The sequence below is a fragment of the Arthrobacter sp. MYb213 genome, from assembly GCF_002979915.1.
GTDB lineage: Bacteria > Actinomycetota > Actinomycetes > Actinomycetales > Micrococcaceae > Glutamicibacter.
Map to the genome: position 1 here is coordinate 258,612 of NZ_PCQA01000007.1, position 16,755 is coordinate 275,366.

Annotated in this window: 13 protein-coding genes; 11 read left to right on the forward strand and 2 right to left on the reverse strand. The window is 57.9% G+C overall.

The annotated features are described in order from the left end of the window. Positions 1 to 13: 13 nt before the first annotated feature. From CQ011_RS16340 to CQ011_RS16350, 3 genes are all read left to right on the forward strand, one after another. Positions 14 to 1,624: an acyl-CoA carboxylase subunit beta gene (locus CQ011_RS16340; RefSeq protein ID WP_105678753.1), complete on the forward strand. Its 1,611-nt coding sequence runs from the start codon at positions 14 to 16 to the stop codon at positions 1,622 to 1,624. A 44-nt stretch (positions 1,625 to 1,668) separates the two neighbouring features. Then, entirely contained in the window at positions 1,669 to 1,887 is a 219-nt protein-coding gene (locus CQ011_RS16345) for an acyl-CoA carboxylase subunit epsilon (protein WP_105678754.1), read from the forward strand. 132 nt (positions 1,888 to 2,019) lie between these two features. Beyond that, positions 2,020 to 3,687, forward strand: coding sequence for a DUF885 domain-containing protein (locus CQ011_RS16350; RefSeq protein WP_105678755.1), 1,668 nt, complete (start codon positions 2,020 to 2,022; stop codon positions 3,685 to 3,687). Positions 3,688 to 3,758: 71 nt separating this feature from the next. Here the strand turns inward: CQ011_RS16350 and CQ011_RS16355 are convergent, their stop codons facing one another. Beyond that, positions 3,759 to 4,181, reverse strand: a complete 423-nt coding sequence (locus CQ011_RS16355) for a VOC family protein (RefSeq protein WP_286161240.1) — start codon at positions 4,179 to 4,181, stop codon at positions 3,759 to 3,761. A 263-nt stretch (positions 4,182 to 4,444) separates the two neighbouring features. On the opposite strand from CQ011_RS16355, the gene CQ011_RS16360 reads away from it, so the two are divergent. From CQ011_RS16360 to CQ011_RS16390, 7 genes are all read left to right on the forward strand, one after another. Further along, positions 4,445 to 5,827: a dicarboxylate/amino acid:cation symporter gene (locus CQ011_RS16360; protein ID WP_105678756.1), complete on the forward strand. Its 1,383-nt coding sequence runs from the start codon at positions 4,445 to 4,447 to the stop codon at positions 5,825 to 5,827. A gap of 156 nt (positions 5,828 to 5,983) precedes the next feature. Beyond that, the gene (locus CQ011_RS16365; RefSeq protein WP_105678757.1) at positions 5,984 to 6,655 is read left to right on the forward strand and encodes a TetR family transcriptional regulator; all 672 of its coding nucleotides are present in this window, start codon (positions 5,984 to 5,986) and stop codon (positions 6,653 to 6,655) included. A 3-nt stretch (positions 6,656 to 6,658) separates the two neighbouring features. Further along, the gene (locus CQ011_RS16370; protein WP_105678758.1) at positions 6,659 to 10,099 is read left to right on the forward strand and encodes an MMPL family transporter; all 3,441 of its coding nucleotides are present in this window, start codon (positions 6,659 to 6,661) and stop codon (positions 10,097 to 10,099) included. After that, positions 10,096 to 10,734 carry a Maf family protein gene (locus tag CQ011_RS16375; protein WP_105678759.1) on the forward strand — a complete coding sequence of 213 codons (639 nt, stop codon included), beginning with the start codon at positions 10,096 to 10,098 and terminating at the stop codon, positions 10,732 to 10,734. The genes CQ011_RS16370 and CQ011_RS16375 overlap by 4 nt, the downstream gene beginning before the upstream one ends. A 90-nt stretch (positions 10,735 to 10,824) precedes the next feature. Continuing rightward, positions 10,825 to 11,295: a hypothetical protein gene (locus CQ011_RS16380; RefSeq protein WP_105678760.1), complete on the forward strand. Its 471-nt coding sequence runs from the start codon at positions 10,825 to 10,827 to the stop codon at positions 11,293 to 11,295. Between the two features lie 5 nt (positions 11,296 to 11,300). After that, on the forward strand, positions 11,301 to 12,599 hold the full coding sequence (locus CQ011_RS16385) for a glutathionylspermidine synthase family protein (protein WP_105678761.1): 1,299 nt from the start codon (positions 11,301 to 11,303) through the stop codon (positions 12,597 to 12,599). Between the two features lie 152 nt (positions 12,600 to 12,751). Continuing rightward, complete coding sequence (locus CQ011_RS16390) at positions 12,752 to 14,524, forward strand: acetyl/propionyl/methylcrotonyl-CoA carboxylase subunit alpha (RefSeq protein WP_105678762.1); 1,773 nt, start codon at positions 12,752 to 12,754, stop codon at positions 14,522 to 14,524. A 32-nt stretch (positions 14,525 to 14,556) separates the two neighbouring features. Here CQ011_RS16390 and CQ011_RS16395 read toward each other — a convergent pair whose 3' ends face one another. Next, complete coding sequence (locus CQ011_RS16395; protein ID WP_105678763.1) at positions 14,557 to 15,315, reverse strand: SDR family oxidoreductase; 759 nt, start codon at positions 15,313 to 15,315, stop codon at positions 14,557 to 14,559. 226 nt (positions 15,316 to 15,541) lie between these two features. Between CQ011_RS16395 and CQ011_RS16400 the strand changes: the two genes are divergently transcribed. Then, positions 15,542 to 16,755, forward strand: a 1,214-nt coding sequence (locus CQ011_RS16400) for a DUF222 domain-containing protein (RefSeq protein WP_146112650.1), incomplete at its 3' end; no start/stop codon positions are given.

The window sequence follows — 16,755 nt, forward strand, 5'->3', positions numbered from 1 at the left end:
GGGAGCCGAAGGTATGACGCAGGGCCACACCGAGACGGACGAAGTGATCGATCTGTCCACCACCGCTGGCAAGCTTGCCGAATTCCGCCGCCGCCAGAACTTGGCGCAGGCACCTTCGGGCGAGGCAGCTATCGAAAAGCAGCACGCCCGCGGCAAGCACACCGCCCGCGAACGCATTAACATGCTGATGGACGAAGATTCCTTCGTCGAATTTGATGCCCTAGCAACACACCGCTCCACCGCTTTCGGCATGGAGAAGAAGAAACCATTAGGTGACGGACTGGTCTCCGGTTACGGCACGGTAGACGGTCGCTTGGTCGCGGTCTACTCACAAGACTTCACCGTATACGGTGGCTCCCTTTCCCAAGTTAACGGCGAAAAGATCGTCAAGGTCCAGGAATTCGCTCTGCGCAACGGCTGCCCAATTGTGGGTATTCTCGACGGCGGCGGCGCGCGAATCCAGGAGGGCGTCGCCTCGCTGGCGATGTTTGCCGATATCTTCCGCAACAACGTGCACGCCTCAGGTGTTGTGCCACAGATTTCTTTGATCATGGGCCCTAGTGCCGGTGGGGCCGCCTACTCCCCTGCGCTGACCGATTACGTCATCATGGTCGACAAGACCAGCCACATGTTCATCACCGGCCCAGATGTCATCAAGACCGTCACCGGTGAAGAGATCGACATGGAGTCCTTGGGTGGTGCACGCCAGCACAATGCCAACACCGGCACCGCCACGTACCTCGCCACCGACGAGGAAGACGCGGTGGAGTTCTGCAAGGAACTCCTAGACTTCCTTCCTTCCTCAAACCTGGCCGACGGACTGACCGCGGAATTTGATGAAGATCTAGAAATCAACGAAGCTGACCTGTCCCTCGATGCGCTCATCCCCGATTCGGCAAACCAGCCATATGACATGCGCAAGGTGATTGAATCCGTAGTTGACGACGAGCACTACTTTGAGATGCAGTCACTCTACGCACCGAACGTGATGATTGGTTATGCGCGCGTTGAAGGCCGCACGGTAGGCATTGTGGCTAACCAGCCGATGCAGTTTGCTGGCACCTTAGATATCGCCGCGTCAGAGAAGGCCGCACGCTTCGTGCGCAACTGCGACGCTTTCAACGTTCCTCTGCTCACCTTCGTGGATGTGCCCGGATTCTTGCCCGGTAAGGATCAAGAATTCCAGGGAATTATCCGCCGTGGCGCGAAGTTACTCTACGCCTATGCCGAAGCCACCGTGCCCAAGCTAACCGTGATCACCCGTAAGGCCTACGGTGGCGCGTATATCGTGATGGGCTCCAAGAAGCTTGGAGCAGATCTAAACCTGGCATGGCCTACCGCGCAGATTGGCGTGATGGGCGCACAGGGCGCGGTCAATATTCTTTACCGTCGTGATCTGGCCGCCGTGGAAGCCGAGGGCGGAGACGTCGAGGCGCGCCGCAAGCAGATTATTGAGGATTATGAGGCAGAGCTACTTAATCCTTATCAGGCTGCCGAGCTTGGCTACATTGACGCGGTCATCGCACCGAGCGAAACCCGTCTACAGCTAGTCCGCGGACTGCGCGCACTGCGTGAAAAGCATGCCACCTTGCCTCCAAAGAAGCATGGCAATATCCCGCTGTAAAGCAGGGATTCCGTAGCCAGCATCCACTTTTGAAGGAGTAGCCAGTGACCGAGCAAAGCACCGCACCTGCGGCCGCGCAGATTCAGGTGACCAAGGGTAAACCCACCGCCGAAGAACTCGCGGCGGTAACCGCCCTTCTCACCGCCATGGGTAGCGCCGGGTCTGAAGAGCCCGAAGCTCCTGCGGTGCCCGAGCGGATGACTCGAATTCGCAAACGGCGCGCGCTGTCCCCACGCTTGGGCTGGAGCCTGGGCCGACGCTAAATGAATCGACCCGCAATTTCCCGGTGAGCTACCTTTGGGCAGATCACCGGGAAATTTCACTTTAAGAAGTAGCTTCCAGCAAAAAACCTAAAAGTCTTCAACAAATCTTTCATATCAATTACTGTTAGCTATATGACATCTCACACAGCGCAGCGTTTACCCTCGAGTATCGACGCCATTGCCGAAAAATTCTTCGCTAAAACCCTAGAACTGACCCCGGAATACGGCGTCTCATTCGGGTTGCCCGGATACGAAGCCGCCTACTCTGACTACTCCCCCAAGGGAACCGAAGCGCAGATCGAATTGTTGAGCGAAACCCTCGCCGCGCTTGAGACCTCCACGCCCCAAGACGACATCGATACCGTCACTCTTGACGCCATGCAAGAACGCCTTGGATTAGATCTAGAGATCGCTCTTTCGGGCCGCACAGAATTAAACAACATCGCCTGTGCCGCACAGGAAATCCGTTCGATCTTTGACCTCATGCCACAAGAGCGTGTGGCGGACTTCGAATTTATCGGTATGCGTCTGGTTAACGTTCCACAAGCCATTGACGGGTATATCTCGTCACTACGCGAGTCCGCTTCTAAGGGACTGGTCTCTGCCAAGCGTCAGGTCAATATCGTCATTGGCCAATGCGAAGACTATGCCAAAGACGGTGGATTCTTTGACAAGTTAGCTAGCGCAGGAGCTGCCTTAGATCCGTCCCTTTCTGTTTCGTTGGAAGCTGGGGCAAACCAGGCAAAGGATGCCTACCGAAAGCTCGCACGGGTACTCAAAGATGAGTTGCTTTCCCAAGCACCCGAGGCCGATGCGGTGGGCCGCGAATACTATTCGCTGATGTCGCGCCGTTTCCTAGGCTCTGCAGTAGATCTTGAAGAAACCTACGCGTGGGGCTTAGCCGAACTGGACGCGATCATCGCCGAACAGCAGCGCGTGGCTGAAAAGATCAAGCCCACCGCCAGCATCGAAGAAGCCAAGAAGATCCTCAACACCGACCCGAAACGCACCCTCGACGGCACCGACGCGCTTAAGTCATGGATGCAGGAAAAGGCCGATGCGGCCATCGTGGCACTGCGCGACGTGCACTTCGAGATTCCCGCACCAATGGACCGTATCGAATGCATGATTGCTCCGACCGAAGACGGCGGGATCTACTACACCGGTCCTTCCGAAGACTTTGAACGCCCCGGACGGATGTGGTGGTCGGTGCCTCCTGGCGAGGACCAGTTCACCACCTGGGCCGAGCTGACCACCGTGTACCACGAGGGTGTTCCGGGCCATCACCTGCAAATAGCGACCGCTCAGTTGCAGGCCGAGACGCTCAACAGCTGGCGCCGACTACTGTGCTGGGTTTCCGGTCACGGCGAAGGCTGGGCGCTCTATTCCGAACGCTTGATGCACCAGCTCGGTTACCTCGACGACCCAGGAGACTACATGGGCATGCTCGATGCACAACGTCTGCGAGCTGCACGCGTGGTCTTTGATATCGGTGTACACCTCGGATTAGAAGTACCTTCGCAGTGGGGTACCGGAACGTGGAACGCGGACAATGGCTACGAATTCCTCAAACAGAATCTGGACATCTCCGAGGGGCAGCTGGACTTCGAATACAACCGCTACCTAGGTTGGCCGGGCCAAGCTCCGAGCTACAAGATTGGGCAGCGCCTCTGGGAGCAGGCACGCGACCAGGTGGCCGAGCGTGAAGGCGATAGCTTTGAGCTCAAGGATTTCCACACCCGCGCGCTGAAGCTTGGATCTGTAGGACTCGATACGCTCAACCGGGCGCTAGTAGGCTAAGCCGGTACCGAGCAAATTACATCTGTTGGCTGTCAGATCTTCTGGCAGCCAACAGTTTTAACCACTAAAGCTCACGGCGTATAGGTGGAGAGCTGAATCAAATTGCCACAGGTGTCATCAAATAACGCGGTACTCACCGGACCCATCGCCGTTGGTTCCTGGGTGAATCTCACCCCCAAGGCTGACAATCTTTCGAATTCGCCCTGCAGATCCTGAACCGCAAATGAGGTCAGCGGAACACCATCGGCAAACAAGGCCTCTTGGAACGGGCGCGCGGCCGGATGCGCCACCGGTTCCAACAAGATTTCGACCCCGCCTTGGTCTTCTGGCGAAACCAGGGTCAACCACTTATATTCACCCATTGATACATCGTGCTTCTTCACAAAGCCCAGTATCTCGGTGTAGAACTTCTCGGCCTTAGCCTGATCATCAACAAAGACACTGGTGATATAAACCTTCATGAAACCCTCCATGTTGTTGCGCTGAGTGATCATCTGCGGATCCGTTGCTCTTCAGTTAATGCATATTTGGTACCCAAAAGCCATCAACTCACATCCTCTGGTGCCCGCCCAGCTTCCCGAGCACAGCGACAGAAAGAAAACTATGTGCCGGTTTATTCCAAGATTTCTCTAGAATTCAGCTCATTTAGGTGACCCTTCACACAAAATAGTCACCCGTTCATTGGAATAACCGCTTCGCGTCATGTTGCGTAACATTAACTGCAACGGTTCAGCTTTTCCCACCTACCGTTTTACTCATGTCTAACTCCGCACCATCATCGAGACTGCCTCGTTGGATGACCAGCTTCGGTCCGCAGATTATCGCTGCGTTGATCGTTGGTCTGATCCTCGGCCTAGTCGCAAAGTACACCGGCAGCACCGCCGACGCACCCAACGCCCTGGGTGAAGCACTGCAGATTATTGGATCCAGCTACGTAGCCTTGCTGCGCACCGCTGTCATTCCACTGATCTTCTTTGCCGTGGTCGCTTCCATCGCAAACCTGGCCCAGGTCACCAATGCCGCACGCCTCGCGTGGCAGACCCTACTCTGGTTCGGCATCACGGCACTGATCTCGGTGACCATCGGTATGGGGTTGGGCGCATTCATGCGCCCAGGCGCCAATACCGGCCAGAGCACCCCGGCCGAATACGACGGTAAGACCGGGGACTGGCTCGGCTTCCTCACCGGCCTGATCCCAGCAAACTTCCTAGGCCTCGGTGCCAGCACCAAGATGGCCGAGGGCGTTGCTACCACCTCGATCAGCTTTAACGTGTTGCAGATCCTGGTCATCGCAATCGCCGTGGGCATTGCAGCGTTGAAGGTCGGCAAACAGGCCGAACCATTCCTCGCCTTCTCCGCCTCGATGCTTTCAATCATTCAGAAGGTACTGTGGTGGATCATCCGCATTGCCCCACTGGGTACCGTGGGTTTGATCGGTAACGCGGTAGCCAGCTACGGCTGGGACACCATTGGTGCACTGGGTAAGTTCACCGCAGCCATCTACATTGGTTTGGCCCTGGTCCTCTTTGCGCTGTACCCGATCTTGGTGCGCAGTCACGGACTGTCGATCAAGCAGTACTTCTCCGGAGTTTGGCCTGCGGTCCAGCTCGGCTTTGTTTCGCGCTCCTCGATCGGCACGTTGCCACTGACTCAGCGGGTCACCGAACGCAACCTTGGGGTACCTTCGGCTTACGCTTCCTTCGCAGTGCCTTTGGGTGCCACCACCAAGATGGACGGCTGCGCCGCGATCTACCCGGCCATTGCCGCGACCTTCGTCGCGCAGTTCTTCGGTATCGATCTTGGCCTCACCGATTACCTGCTGATCGCCTTGGTTTCGGTATTGGGCTCGGCCGCGACCGCCGGAACCACCGGCGCCGTCGTGATGCTGACCTTGACCCTTTCAACCTTGGGTCTGCCATTGGCCGGCGTGGGCCTATTGCTCGCAGTTGATCCAATTGTCGACATGGGCCGTACCGCGGTGAACGTTGCCGGTCAGGCCTTAGTGCCAACCATTGTCGCCAAGCGTGAAGGCATCCTGGACATGGAGCTCTACAACGCCCCGCGTAACGGCAATCCATTTGCCGACGACTCCGTACCAGCAACTACTAGCCAGCCTGAAGCAACCTCGGTCACCAGCTAGTTCCTCCCCCGGTTTAGTTACCGGAGTATCCCAGCGGTCAGCATTCACCCATCGCGGTGCGTGCTGGCCGCTTGGTTTTAACGCACAACCTAATCCGTGGCGCAGAACACGCTTTTCATTTTGCACAGCGTGCAAGTTTGCACGTAGTGTAATTATGTGACTTCTCAAAGTACCGGCACACGCCGCGAACTCAATAAGCAGGCGACGCATCAAGCGATCGTCGATGCGGCGTTGCAGCTGCTACGCGAGGGCCACGGCACCGCCATGACTGCCACCCAAATCGCCGAAGCCGCCGGCATCTCCCGGCGCACGCTGTTTAATTACTTCCCCTCCGTGGATGCCATCCTCTCCTATCCGCTGCATGCGGTGCTCGAACATATGGTGGAGACGCTATCGCCACTGACCGAGCATCTTCCGCTGATGCAAGCGGTGGTGCGCGCACTGCAATCCGAGCGGGCCACCGAACTTTTGGGCCAGGTCGCCCAATTTGGGGCTTATCTTCGCCAGCAGGCCAGCGGCGGCTGCTACCCACCAAATTTCATCGCCTGGCAAAGCGCCACCGGCGAGGTCATCGCGAAAGTAGTCTCGCGCTACCCGCAGGCAGATGCTTACTCGATCCGCGTATTTACGCACGCCACCTTGGGCGCCGGACAGGCCGCCTTCGATACCTGGATTGACCAGCTACCCGAGCCTGGCGCCTCGGGACTTCATATCTCCGATGAACTCATCGATTCCTTCCACCGGCTAATTACCCGCGCCATGGAAACCCTCGACGCGGGTTTTAACTCGCTGCTCCTAACTGCCTCAACCTCGCCTCAGGAAGACTAAGCCATGGCTACATACCTCTACCGCCTCGCCTCGTGGGCGCATAAAAACCGGCTACGCATGCTAGCCATGTGGATTGCCGCCTTCATCGCTATCGGCGTGTGTGCTTCCCTCTTCATGGGACAGCTTTCTAACACCTTCACCCTGCCGGGCACCGAAACCCAGCGCACCATGGACCGGATGAAAAAAGAGTTGCCTGATTTGGCTGGCGGCCAGGGCACCATTGTCTTCCGTGAAGGTTCCAACCGGGCACTGAACGCAGACCAAAAGTCCGCGATCCAGGATTCCTTGGAACAGCTGGCGTTGCACCCACAGGTCGTTGAGGCCATGAGCCCCTTCGAGCTGCAAAAGCAGCTTGATGATGCCAAACCGGAACTGGATAAGGCTCAGCAAAAACTGGTTGACGGGCAGCAAGACCTCGACAAGGCTAAAAAGCAGATAGCCGACGGCAAGGTGCAGCTGGCCGATGGTCAGGAGAAGATCACCCAGGGGTGGTCCCAGCTCTTTGACGGCACCAAGGAAATTGAGGATGCCCAGCCACAGATTGACGCGGCAGAAAAGAAACTTGCCGATGGGTGGAGCGAGCTTCGCGCAGGCGAGGCCCAGCTGAAAAGCGGGCAGGCACAATTTGATGCGGGCGAAAAGAAATACCAGTCAGGTCTGGCAGAGTACAACACTGGGCTGAAGAAGTACCAGTCAGGTAGCAGCCAGTTTGCTGCCGGGGAAAAACAACTTGATCAGGCCGATGCCAAGCTCGCCCAGGGCGAGAAGGAATACCAAAATGGTCTGAAACAGCTTCTGGATGGCAAGTCGCGTAGCGCCTTGGAAAAGGAACTAGCCGCCGGCAAGAAGCAGGCCACCGAGGGTCTGGCGAAAGCCGAAGAAGGCCTCAAAACCATCGAGCCGCAAATCTCGGAATTGAACACTCAAATCACCGGTGTTCAGCAGCTACTGAAGCAGGCCGAAGCCGAGGGTAACGACGAAGATATTGCTAAGCACCAGGCCACCTTGCAAGGTATGCAGGCAGGTCTTGACCAGCTCACCGCTGCGAAGGCTCAGGCCACCGAAGGCAAGACGCAGGCCAACGCCGCGCTGAAGCAGATTGCTCAGGCACAATCCGGGTTCAAGCAGTTAGACGGCGCCCGTAAGGAACTCGATGCCGGTGCTACAAAGGCCGCCGAGGGACGTAAGGAACTCGAAGCCAACCGTAGTCAACTAGCATCCGCAAAAAAGCAGCTTGATCAGGCAAAAGCCCAGCTGGCCTCGGGCAAAAAAGAGCTTGATGCGAATAAGGCAAAACTTGCCCAGGCCCGGGCGCAGCTTGCTTCCGGCCGAGCAGAGTTGAACTCCGGACAGGCACAGTTCGACAAGCAAAAAGCCACGTTTGAAGCGGGCAAGGCCCAACTGGTGACCGCAGAAAAGCAGCTGCGCGACTCTGAGACCACGCTCAAGGAGAAAACTAAGGAGCTGGAAGACGGAGAAAAGGAAATCGTCACCGGCGAAAAGGAGCTGGAACGCGGACGCGCAGAACTAGAGTTCGCCTCCCGTCAGGTCGGCGCCAGCGGAGACATGCGCTTCGTTTCCAATGATGCTTCCACCGCCGTCTCCCAGGTCAGCTTCCGCATCCAAACCGACGCGTTGACCGCCTCTGACCGTGAAGCTATCACCGCGATTGCCGCCGGCCCACAGGCAACCGGGGTTGAAGTGCTCTTCTCCAAGGAAATCCTGCAAGATATTTCCGAGGTCTTTGGTACCGCAGAAATTATCGGTGTGGTCATCGCTGCCGTGGTGCTGCTGGTGATGCTCGGCACGCTCATCGCGGCCGGACTGCCACTGCTCTTGGCACTTCTAGGCGTAGGCGCAGGTGTAGGAACCACACTGGCCTTCTCCTCGATGTTCTCGATGGCCTCAATTACCCCGGCGTTGGCGTTGATGTTGGGCCTGGCCGTCGGTATTGACTACGCACTGTTCATCATTCACCGCCACCGTACCCAGCTGCTATCGGGCATGGAGGTAGGCGAATCTATCGCCCGTGCGGTCGGCACCAGCGGTAACGCGGTAGTCTTCGCAGGCTTGACGGTTATCATTGCGCTGGCCGCGCTGGCCGTTCCAGGTTTGCCATTCCTGACCGTACTGGGGATGTCCGCGGCCTTCACCGTGCTCTGCTCGGTACTGCTGAACATCACCTTACTGCCGGCTCTGTTGTCCTTCGCCGGTAACAAACTGGTCTCCAAACGTGCCCGGAAGAACGCGAAAAAACCGGTCACCAAGGAACCGATCTCGGCACGTTGGGTGCGCATGGTTACCAAGATCGCGATTCCGGTCTCGCTTTTGGTGATCGTGGTGCTCGGAGCAATTGCACTGCCGGTCTCACAGATGCGTACCGCCCTGCCCGATGGCAGCGCCGAGGCCGCCGATTCGCAGGCCTTCCAGGCCTACCAACAGACCAGTGATAAGTTCGGCGCCGGCTACAACGGCCCACTGCTGGTACTGGCTGATCTGCCCGAGGGACTCTCCCAGCGTCAGGCAGATACTAAGTCACTGGACATCGCGGACATGCTGCGCGAATACCACGGCGTGGTGGCAGCTATCCCGGTCACCATGACCGATGACCGCTCGCTATCCGCCATTCAGGTGATCCCGGAAGGCGGTCCGGCCTCCGCCGAGACCGAGGCACTGGTCCACGAATTACGTGACAACGCCGGAAAGTTCACCGACGCCACCGGAGCGAAGATCGCTGTCACCGGTCAGGTTGCGGCGCAGATTGATGTATCTGAAAAGGTCACCAGCGCGTTGCCACCATATCTAGCTATTGTGGTGGGACTGTCACTGATCTTGCTGTTGTTGGTCTTCCGTTCGGTGGTTGTGCCACTGCTAGCTACCGGCGGCTTCCTGCTATCCCTTGCTGCCGCCTTCGGTGCCAGCGTGATGGTTTACCAGTTTGGTTGGATGTCTTCGGCCTTCGACGTCAATGTCCCGGGTCCGCTGCTTAGCTTCCTGCCGATCTTGCTCACCGGTATTCTCTTTGGTCTGGCCATGGATTATCAGGTGTTCTTGGTTTCGGCGATGCGCGAGCATTACGCCCACGGTGTATCGGCTCGTGATGCGGTGCGTTCTGGGTTCTCCATGGCGGCCCCGGTGGTTACCGCGGCGGCGCTGATCATGATTGCGGTCTTCGCCGGCTTCATCTTCTCGCACCTGTCGATGATCCGCCCGCTGGGCTTTGCGCTGGCAACCGGCGTACTCTTCGACGCCTTCGTGGTGCGTATGACGCTGATCCCGGCGGTCATGCACCTGCTCGGCGACAAGGCTTGGTACCTGCCCAAGTGGCTGGATAAGATCCTTCCAGACGTTGACGTTGAAGGCGCTAAGCTAAACGCAATGCTTGAACGCAAGGCCGAAGAAAACACAGCCCACAACCCCACCAAGGAGACCGCCAGCGTATGAGCACCATGATAAACACGCCGCGACTGCTACTTGCCTCCGCCAGTGCCGGACGACAGAAGTTGCTGCGCGACGCCGGTTTGGCTTTCACCACGCAGGTCTCCCAGGTAGATGAAGATGCGGCGCTCAGCGCTGCCGAGGCGGAGCATGGGCCACAAAGCCCGTCAGCCACGGCGCTGCTGCTAGCGAAAGCGAAGGCAGAGAATGTCGCCGCAGATGCCCAACTTGAGGGTACGTTAGTGCTCGGTTGCGACTCGGTCTTCGAGCTTAACTCAGTGGCCTACGGCAAACCTCATACCGCACAGGTTGCCCGCGAACGCTGGCAAGAAATGAGTGGCGCTACCGGTACCCTGCATTCTGGTCATTGGCTGATCGATACCGCCAACCCGGAATCTGCTACCGGAGAGATCTCATCGACCACGGTGCACTTCGCCACCGTAAGCGACGCAGAAATCGAAGCCTACGTGGCCAGCGGAGAACCGTTGCCCTGCGCCGGTGCATTTACCATCGACGGTTTAGCCTCGGCCTTTATTGAATCCATCGAAGGCAATTTCCAAAACGTGGTGGGGCTCGATATTTTTGTGCTTCGCAAATTGCTGGCCCAGTCAGGTATCAGCATCACCGAGCTGTGGAAATAGTCTCTATACATCGTGTTGAACGGCGCCTGGCGCGCCATCCCCTGCACCAGGCGCCGTTCGCTTCCCGCTAGACCGAGAGAACTTAGATCATTGAGTGTCCAACGACGTTTCACCTTGCCCGCAGTGGCCACCGCCGCAGCTTTAGTCCTATCCAGTTGCGCTTCGGATGCCGGTTCTAATTCAGGCTTTGAATCCACCCCTGAAGACACGGTTTACTGTGTTGATCAAGACAACGTCGTCGTTGACGAAGAGCAGTGCAATGACGCCGAAGGCACCTCGGCGCACCATGGCGGTTCAGGTATCGGCACCGCACTCATGTTCTTCATGATTGGCCGCTACGCCGGCGGACTACGCCCTGGCACCAGGCTTGATCCTAATCAGTCCACGCAGCGTTTTAGCACCACAGACAGTGCTGCTCGGAGCAAGGCTGGATTATCTGGCACGTTCCGTAATGGCTATTCAGCCTCCACCGGAAAACCGGCAGGGTTTGGCTCCAGCAACAAACAGCGCAGCGGCACCGGTCATTCCGGTGGCTTCGGCGGCGGACACACCGGAGGCTAAGCACAGTGCAACGCAAGATGACCACCGCACGTCCTGACTATCTTTCCAAGGTTCAAGCCGCGGGGCTGGTGTACACACACGATGATGCCCACAGTTCCTCACCCCAGCTCTACAGATACTGGCGTGATGACGCCTACTACGAGTTGACCCCTCAAGAAATCGAGGTGCTGCATCAGGCAGCCACCGCGGTGTTTTCCATGCTGGAGGAGGCTGGAGACTACCTGCTCTCCCCCGCCGGCGCCGCGGATCTGGCACGCTTTGGCATCCCGCACCGGGCCATGCGCGCTATCCGCGATAGCTGGAACGAAGAGCCGGCCTGCGGATCGGTCTACGGCCGTTTCGACTTCCGCTTTGGCGGGCTGACCCACCGCGAACCGGACCAGCGCATCCCCAAACTTTACGAGTTTAACGCCGACACCCCCACCTCACTGGTTGAGTCCTTGGTGCAGTGGCAATGGTTCGAGGACCAGCCACAGCTAGGTTCTAGCCAATGGACCAATATGTACGAGGATCTGGTGGCGGCCTGGCAGCGAAACCTTGAAATTATCTCGCGCAAGATTGGGGCGGCTCCCACCGTCTACTTCGCCTGCAGTGAAGAAGATACCTCCCACGAGGATCAGATGAATACCCTGGTGTTGCGTGATACCTGCGCCGCGGCCGGATACCAGACCGAAACCATTTATATCGAGAATCTCTGGGTCGATGAGCAGGGACGCTACTGCGCGGGCGAAAACGGCCCGCACATTCAGGTCATTTTTAAGCTGTACCCCTGGGAGCATATGGTGCACAGCGAAAATGCCGACGAGCTTTTTGAAGATATGCGTGACTCGGGATTCGACGGTACCAGCTACCGTGGTGGCACTATCTGGATCGAACCACCGTACAAGATGCTGTGGAGCACCAAGGCCATCTTGCCGGTGCTCTGGAAGCTCTTCGGCGAGGATCCGGATCGCTCCCAATACCTGCTCCCAGCATGGTTTGATGGCCAGGCACCGTACTACATCCAACACCTTGGCTACGTACGCAAGCCATTGCTCAGCCGCGAAGGTGCCGACATCACCATGTACCTGCCAGACGGTGGCCTCACCCTAGGTGAGGCTCAAGGTTATGGCGAGGAGGGGTTCATCATTCAAGAGCTCGCTCTGCCTCCGGTGTTCCGCCGCGAGGATGAAGCAACGGATGTCAGCACGGTGTTGGGTATCTGGATGATTGATGGTGAGCCTTCTGGTCTTGCGGTGCGTGAAAGTCAGGGACCGATTACCGATAATTTCGCTAACTTTATCCCGCATGTCATTTCTCGTTAGTTCATGCAGATTAAATAGCCCACGTTTTTGTAGGAACCCTCTAAAATTTTTGGTCTAACACCCCGGAATTTGCGGATAAGTACATATAGTTCCCACAAAACCGATAGGCTCCTAGGTGAGAAACCGTAACTTTTTAAAGACAAGGTTCACCCATGAATCCATTGACGAAGGTGCTAGTCGCCAACCGCGGCGAGATTGCAGTGCGAATTATCCGTGCGGCACGCGACGAAGGAATCGAGTCGGTCGCTATTTACGCCGATTCGGACCGCGATGCATTGCACGTGCGACTGGCCGATGAGGCCTACGCACTGGGCGGCACCACGGCCGCCGAATCCTACCTTCGTATCGAGAAGATTCTGGACATCGCGCAGCGCTCCGGCGCCGACGCGGTACACCCCGGCTACGGTTTCCTGGCCGAGAACGCCGACTTCGCACAAGCGGTTATCGACGCCGGGCTGACCTGGATTGGGCCAAGCCCACAGGCTATTGACCAGCTTGGTGACAAGGTCAAGGCGCGCCATATCGCCGAAAAGGTCGGCGCCCCATTGGTTCCCGGCACCAAGGATCCGGTGGCCTCCGCCGAAGAGGTTTACGCTTTTGCCGACGAGTTCGGTTTGCCGCTCGCCATCAAGGCCGCTTACGGCGGCGGTGGCCGCGGAATCAAGGTAGTTCGCAACCGCGAGGACATCGGCGAGATGTTCGAGTCCGCAGTGCGTGAAGCCATCGCAGCCTTTGGCCGCGGTGAATGTTTCGTCGAACGTTTCCTAGATGCCCCGCGCCACGTCGAAACCCAGTGCCTAGCCGATAGCCAGGGCAACGTGGTCGTCGTGTCCACCCGCGACTGCTCCTTGCAGCGTCGCAACCAGAAGCTCGTCGAGGAGGCTCCGGCTCCCTTCTTGAGCGAAGAGCAGGTCACCCGACTCTACGAATCTTCCAAGGCGATCCTGCGCGAAGCAAACTACACCGGTGCCGGCACCTGTGAGTTCCTCGTTGGACAAGATGGCGTGATTTCCTTCCTCGAGGTCAATACCCGCCTACAGGTGGAGCACACCGTATCCGAGGAAGTCACCGGTCTTGATCTGGTGCGCGAACAGTTCCGCATCGCCCGCGGCGAAGAGCTGGGCTACACCGACCCCGAGGTTCGTGGCCACTCCTTTGAATTCCGGATCAACGGCGAAGACGCCGGCCGCGGCTTCGTACCAACCCCTGGCACCATCACCAAGATGACCCTGCCTACCGGCCCTGGTGTCCGCGTGGATTCGGGTATCGAAGCCGGAGAGAGTGTCTCAGGAAACTTTGACTCGATGATCTCCAAGTTGATCATCACCGGCGCTACCCGCGACATCGCAGCGGCCCGTGCACGGCGTGCATTGGAAGAATTTAAGCTCGAAGGTATGGCAACGGTGTTGCCATTCCACCGTGCGGTCATGTCAGATGCCGCGTTCGTTCAAGAGTCGGGCCCATTCAAGGTCCACACCCGCTGGATTGAAACCGAATTTGCCACCGTCATTGAACCGCACCCAATGCCGATGGCAGAAGCCGAAGATGCAGACGAACGCACCTCGGTGACCGTAGAGGTTGCTGGTAAGCGCCTAGAAGTCACGCTGCCTTCCTCGCTGGGGTCAGTATCGGCCACCGCCGATAAGGGTGCCAAGAAGAAGCGTAAGCCAGGACGCAAGGCCGGGGCTGCCGCCGCCGGCAACAGTGCAGAGCTACGCTCGCCTATGCAGGGAACCATCGTGAAGGTTGCGGTGGCCAACGGAGATACCGTCGCCGCCGGAGACCTGATCGTAGTACTTGAAGCGATGAAGATGGAACAGCCGATTACCGCACACCGTGCAGGTACCGTCCAAGGCTTAGAAGTGAGCCCCGGAGAGTCATTGTCCTCCGGAGCGGTAATCGCCTCGATTATCGAAGCCGACTAAGTACCCACCGGCACCTCAGGGCTGTTCAAACGTTACGCGTTTGGACGGCCCTGCGCGTTTAACCAGTCGGCAAAGGTTTCGCTACCCAGCCGCGCGCCAGGCCCGGGAAGCAAAGAGCCATCACGCATGGCACGGCCCATCGGTCCGGGTAACGGTACTTCAATCACCCGTTGGGCCCGCCCGGCATCGTGCGCCAACTGAGCCCGCACTAGGTCCGCCATTCGTTCCTCCCGGGGTCCGGCCAGATCTGCGACAACTCCTTGCGGCTCCCCCGTCGCCAGCTTGACCAGTTCAGCGGCGACCTCGGTGGTGGAGACTGGCTGCGAACGCATGCGTGGGGCAAAGTGCAACGCCCCGATTCCCATCCGTGCCGTCAGCTGTCCGGCAAACTCGTGAAATTGCGAGGCACGCAGCAAGGAGTATCCATCTGGCAGGTCCATCAGCAAACGTTCGTGGGCTGCTTTGCCGGCGTAGTACTGGGCGTCGACAGCCAGCGCTCCAATGATCGATAGCGCAACGTGGTGAGTGCTCCCCACCAGACGTCCTGCTTCCAGTAAATTTTTGGTGGCCCGGGTAAAGAACTCCACCGCGGTGTTTGTCCGCATGCTCGGGGTGCTCGACACATCAATGACTGCATCAACACCACTCATCGCATCGACCAGCCCGGCACCGTCCAGCACATCAATTCCGGTGCGTCGAGACAGAATCAAAGGAATATGCCCGGCCGATTCAACCGCCGAAACAACGCGACGGCCAATGGTCCCCGTTCCACCTGCGATAGCGATTTTCATGGGTTCAACCTATCTTGGGTTCTTACCTGCCACCGTAAATACGAGTCGCTTCATTCCCCTTCTGACTGTACGACGGGCCAAGATTGTTTCGCAATGATTCACTCATTTGTGGAGCAAAAAATCGAATAGTCTTCAGTTCAAATTACAGGGCAAAAGTTCTTTTCTGAGTAGTCCACAACCCGTGAAAACCCCACCAAAATGTCGGTACCACGCGGGAAAATAGACTATGAGCATCCAGCATGCCTTCACCAACGACGACGACGAACACCGTCTACCGCTGAACCCGCCAGGAACCAGGAACATCTCCCACCTCGACGGGCCACTCACTAGCGCGATTGAACACGAAAACGAATTCGCGCAAGTCCTGGAACTCGCCTCCACCCTCTACCACGGACCGGCGCGCACCAACCCCAGCCAAGGACTCACCGAACTCCAAGCCATCGCCTACCTACGCCGTGCCCTGGACGCAGCCGAAGCGGTGATCCTCACCGACAGCATCGAACTGGTCGCCCACGCAGCCGCCGAATACACTGCAGACACCACCAGCACCGCTCCTGCAGGTGAAACAGAAAAGCAACGCGACCAACGCATCAGCGCCCACTACTACGGGGTGGACCCAGCCAGCGACCAGATCATCACCTCCAGCTTCGTCGCGGAAGCGGCCGTCGCCTTGCGTGAAACGGTCGAGAAAACACGGTCGAAACTGTTCACCGCCAAAGGGCTACGCTACCTATGTCCTGAGACGTTGAACGCGTTGTCGCGCGGGCTGATCACTACTAAAGCTGCCCAAGAGATGGTGAAGCAAGCTCAAGACCTTGCCCCAGAGGATATCCGTAGGATGGAGCACTCACTCTTACCGGTTGCGAAGACCGCAAGTGATGCTAGTTTTAGTCAGCGTGCCCGCCGGTTGCACCGTAAATTAGATCCCGTCTCGGCTGCTGATCGTCACGAATCTGCGAGGGAGGCACGGTGTGTGACCGTGTGGGATGAGCCTGATGGGATGGCCGCGTTGAAGCTTTACGCGCCAGCGCAGGACGTGTACTCGATTTATAACACGGTGAAATATTTTGCTCAGCAAGACGTAGACCCAGACGATACTCGGACCCAGGCGCAGCGTCACGCAGATATTCTGCGTGACGCGCTCTTAGATGGGTGGCCCACTACCAATGGGACACCGTTGAAGCCGCGAGTGGTGGTGACTATCCCGGCGGTGGAAGCACTGGTGAATCCTCGTCGGGGGTTAGCTGACCTTGAAGGGTATGGCCCCATCCCGATGGGGGTGGCGTTGACGTTGGCTCAGGATGCTCCCTCGATGGTGCGGGTGCTCACTGATCCGTGGACTGGGGCGGCTATTGATGTGGGGCGTGCGAAGTATCGTCCGTCGGCAGCGTTAAAAGATTTGTTGTTGGTCCGTGACCAGTGTTGCCGTTTTCCGGGGTG

What these genes read in the sequence shown, in the direction of transcription:
- CQ011_RS16390 (WP_105678762.1), top strand. Translation starts at nt 12,752, where the DNA reads ATGAATCCATTGACGAAGGTGCTAGTCGCCAACCGCGGCGAGATTGCA.
- CQ011_RS16350 (WP_105678755.1), top strand. Translation starts at nt 2,020, where the DNA reads ATGACATCTCACACAGCGCAGCGTTTACCCTCGAGTATCGACGCCATT.
- CQ011_RS16375 (WP_105678759.1), top strand. Translation starts at nt 10,096, where the DNA reads ATGAGCACCATGATAAACACGCCGCGACTGCTACTTGCCTCCGCCAGT.
- CQ011_RS16395 (WP_105678763.1), bottom strand. Translation starts at nt 15,315, where the DNA reads ATGAAAATCGCTATCGCAGGTGGAACGGGGACCATTGGCCGTCGCGTT.
- CQ011_RS16340 (WP_105678753.1), top strand. Translation starts at nt 14, where the DNA reads ATGACGCAGGGCCACACCGAGACGGACGAAGTGATCGATCTGTCCACC.
- CQ011_RS16360 (WP_105678756.1), top strand. Translation starts at nt 4,445, where the DNA reads ATGTCTAACTCCGCACCATCATCGAGACTGCCTCGTTGGATGACCAGC.
- CQ011_RS16370 (WP_105678758.1), top strand. Translation starts at nt 6,659, where the DNA reads ATGGCTACATACCTCTACCGCCTCGCCTCGTGGGCGCATAAAAACCGG.
- CQ011_RS16355 (WP_286161240.1), bottom strand. Translation starts at nt 4,181, where the DNA reads ATGATCACTCAGCGCAACAACATGGAGGGTTTCATGAAGGTTTATATC.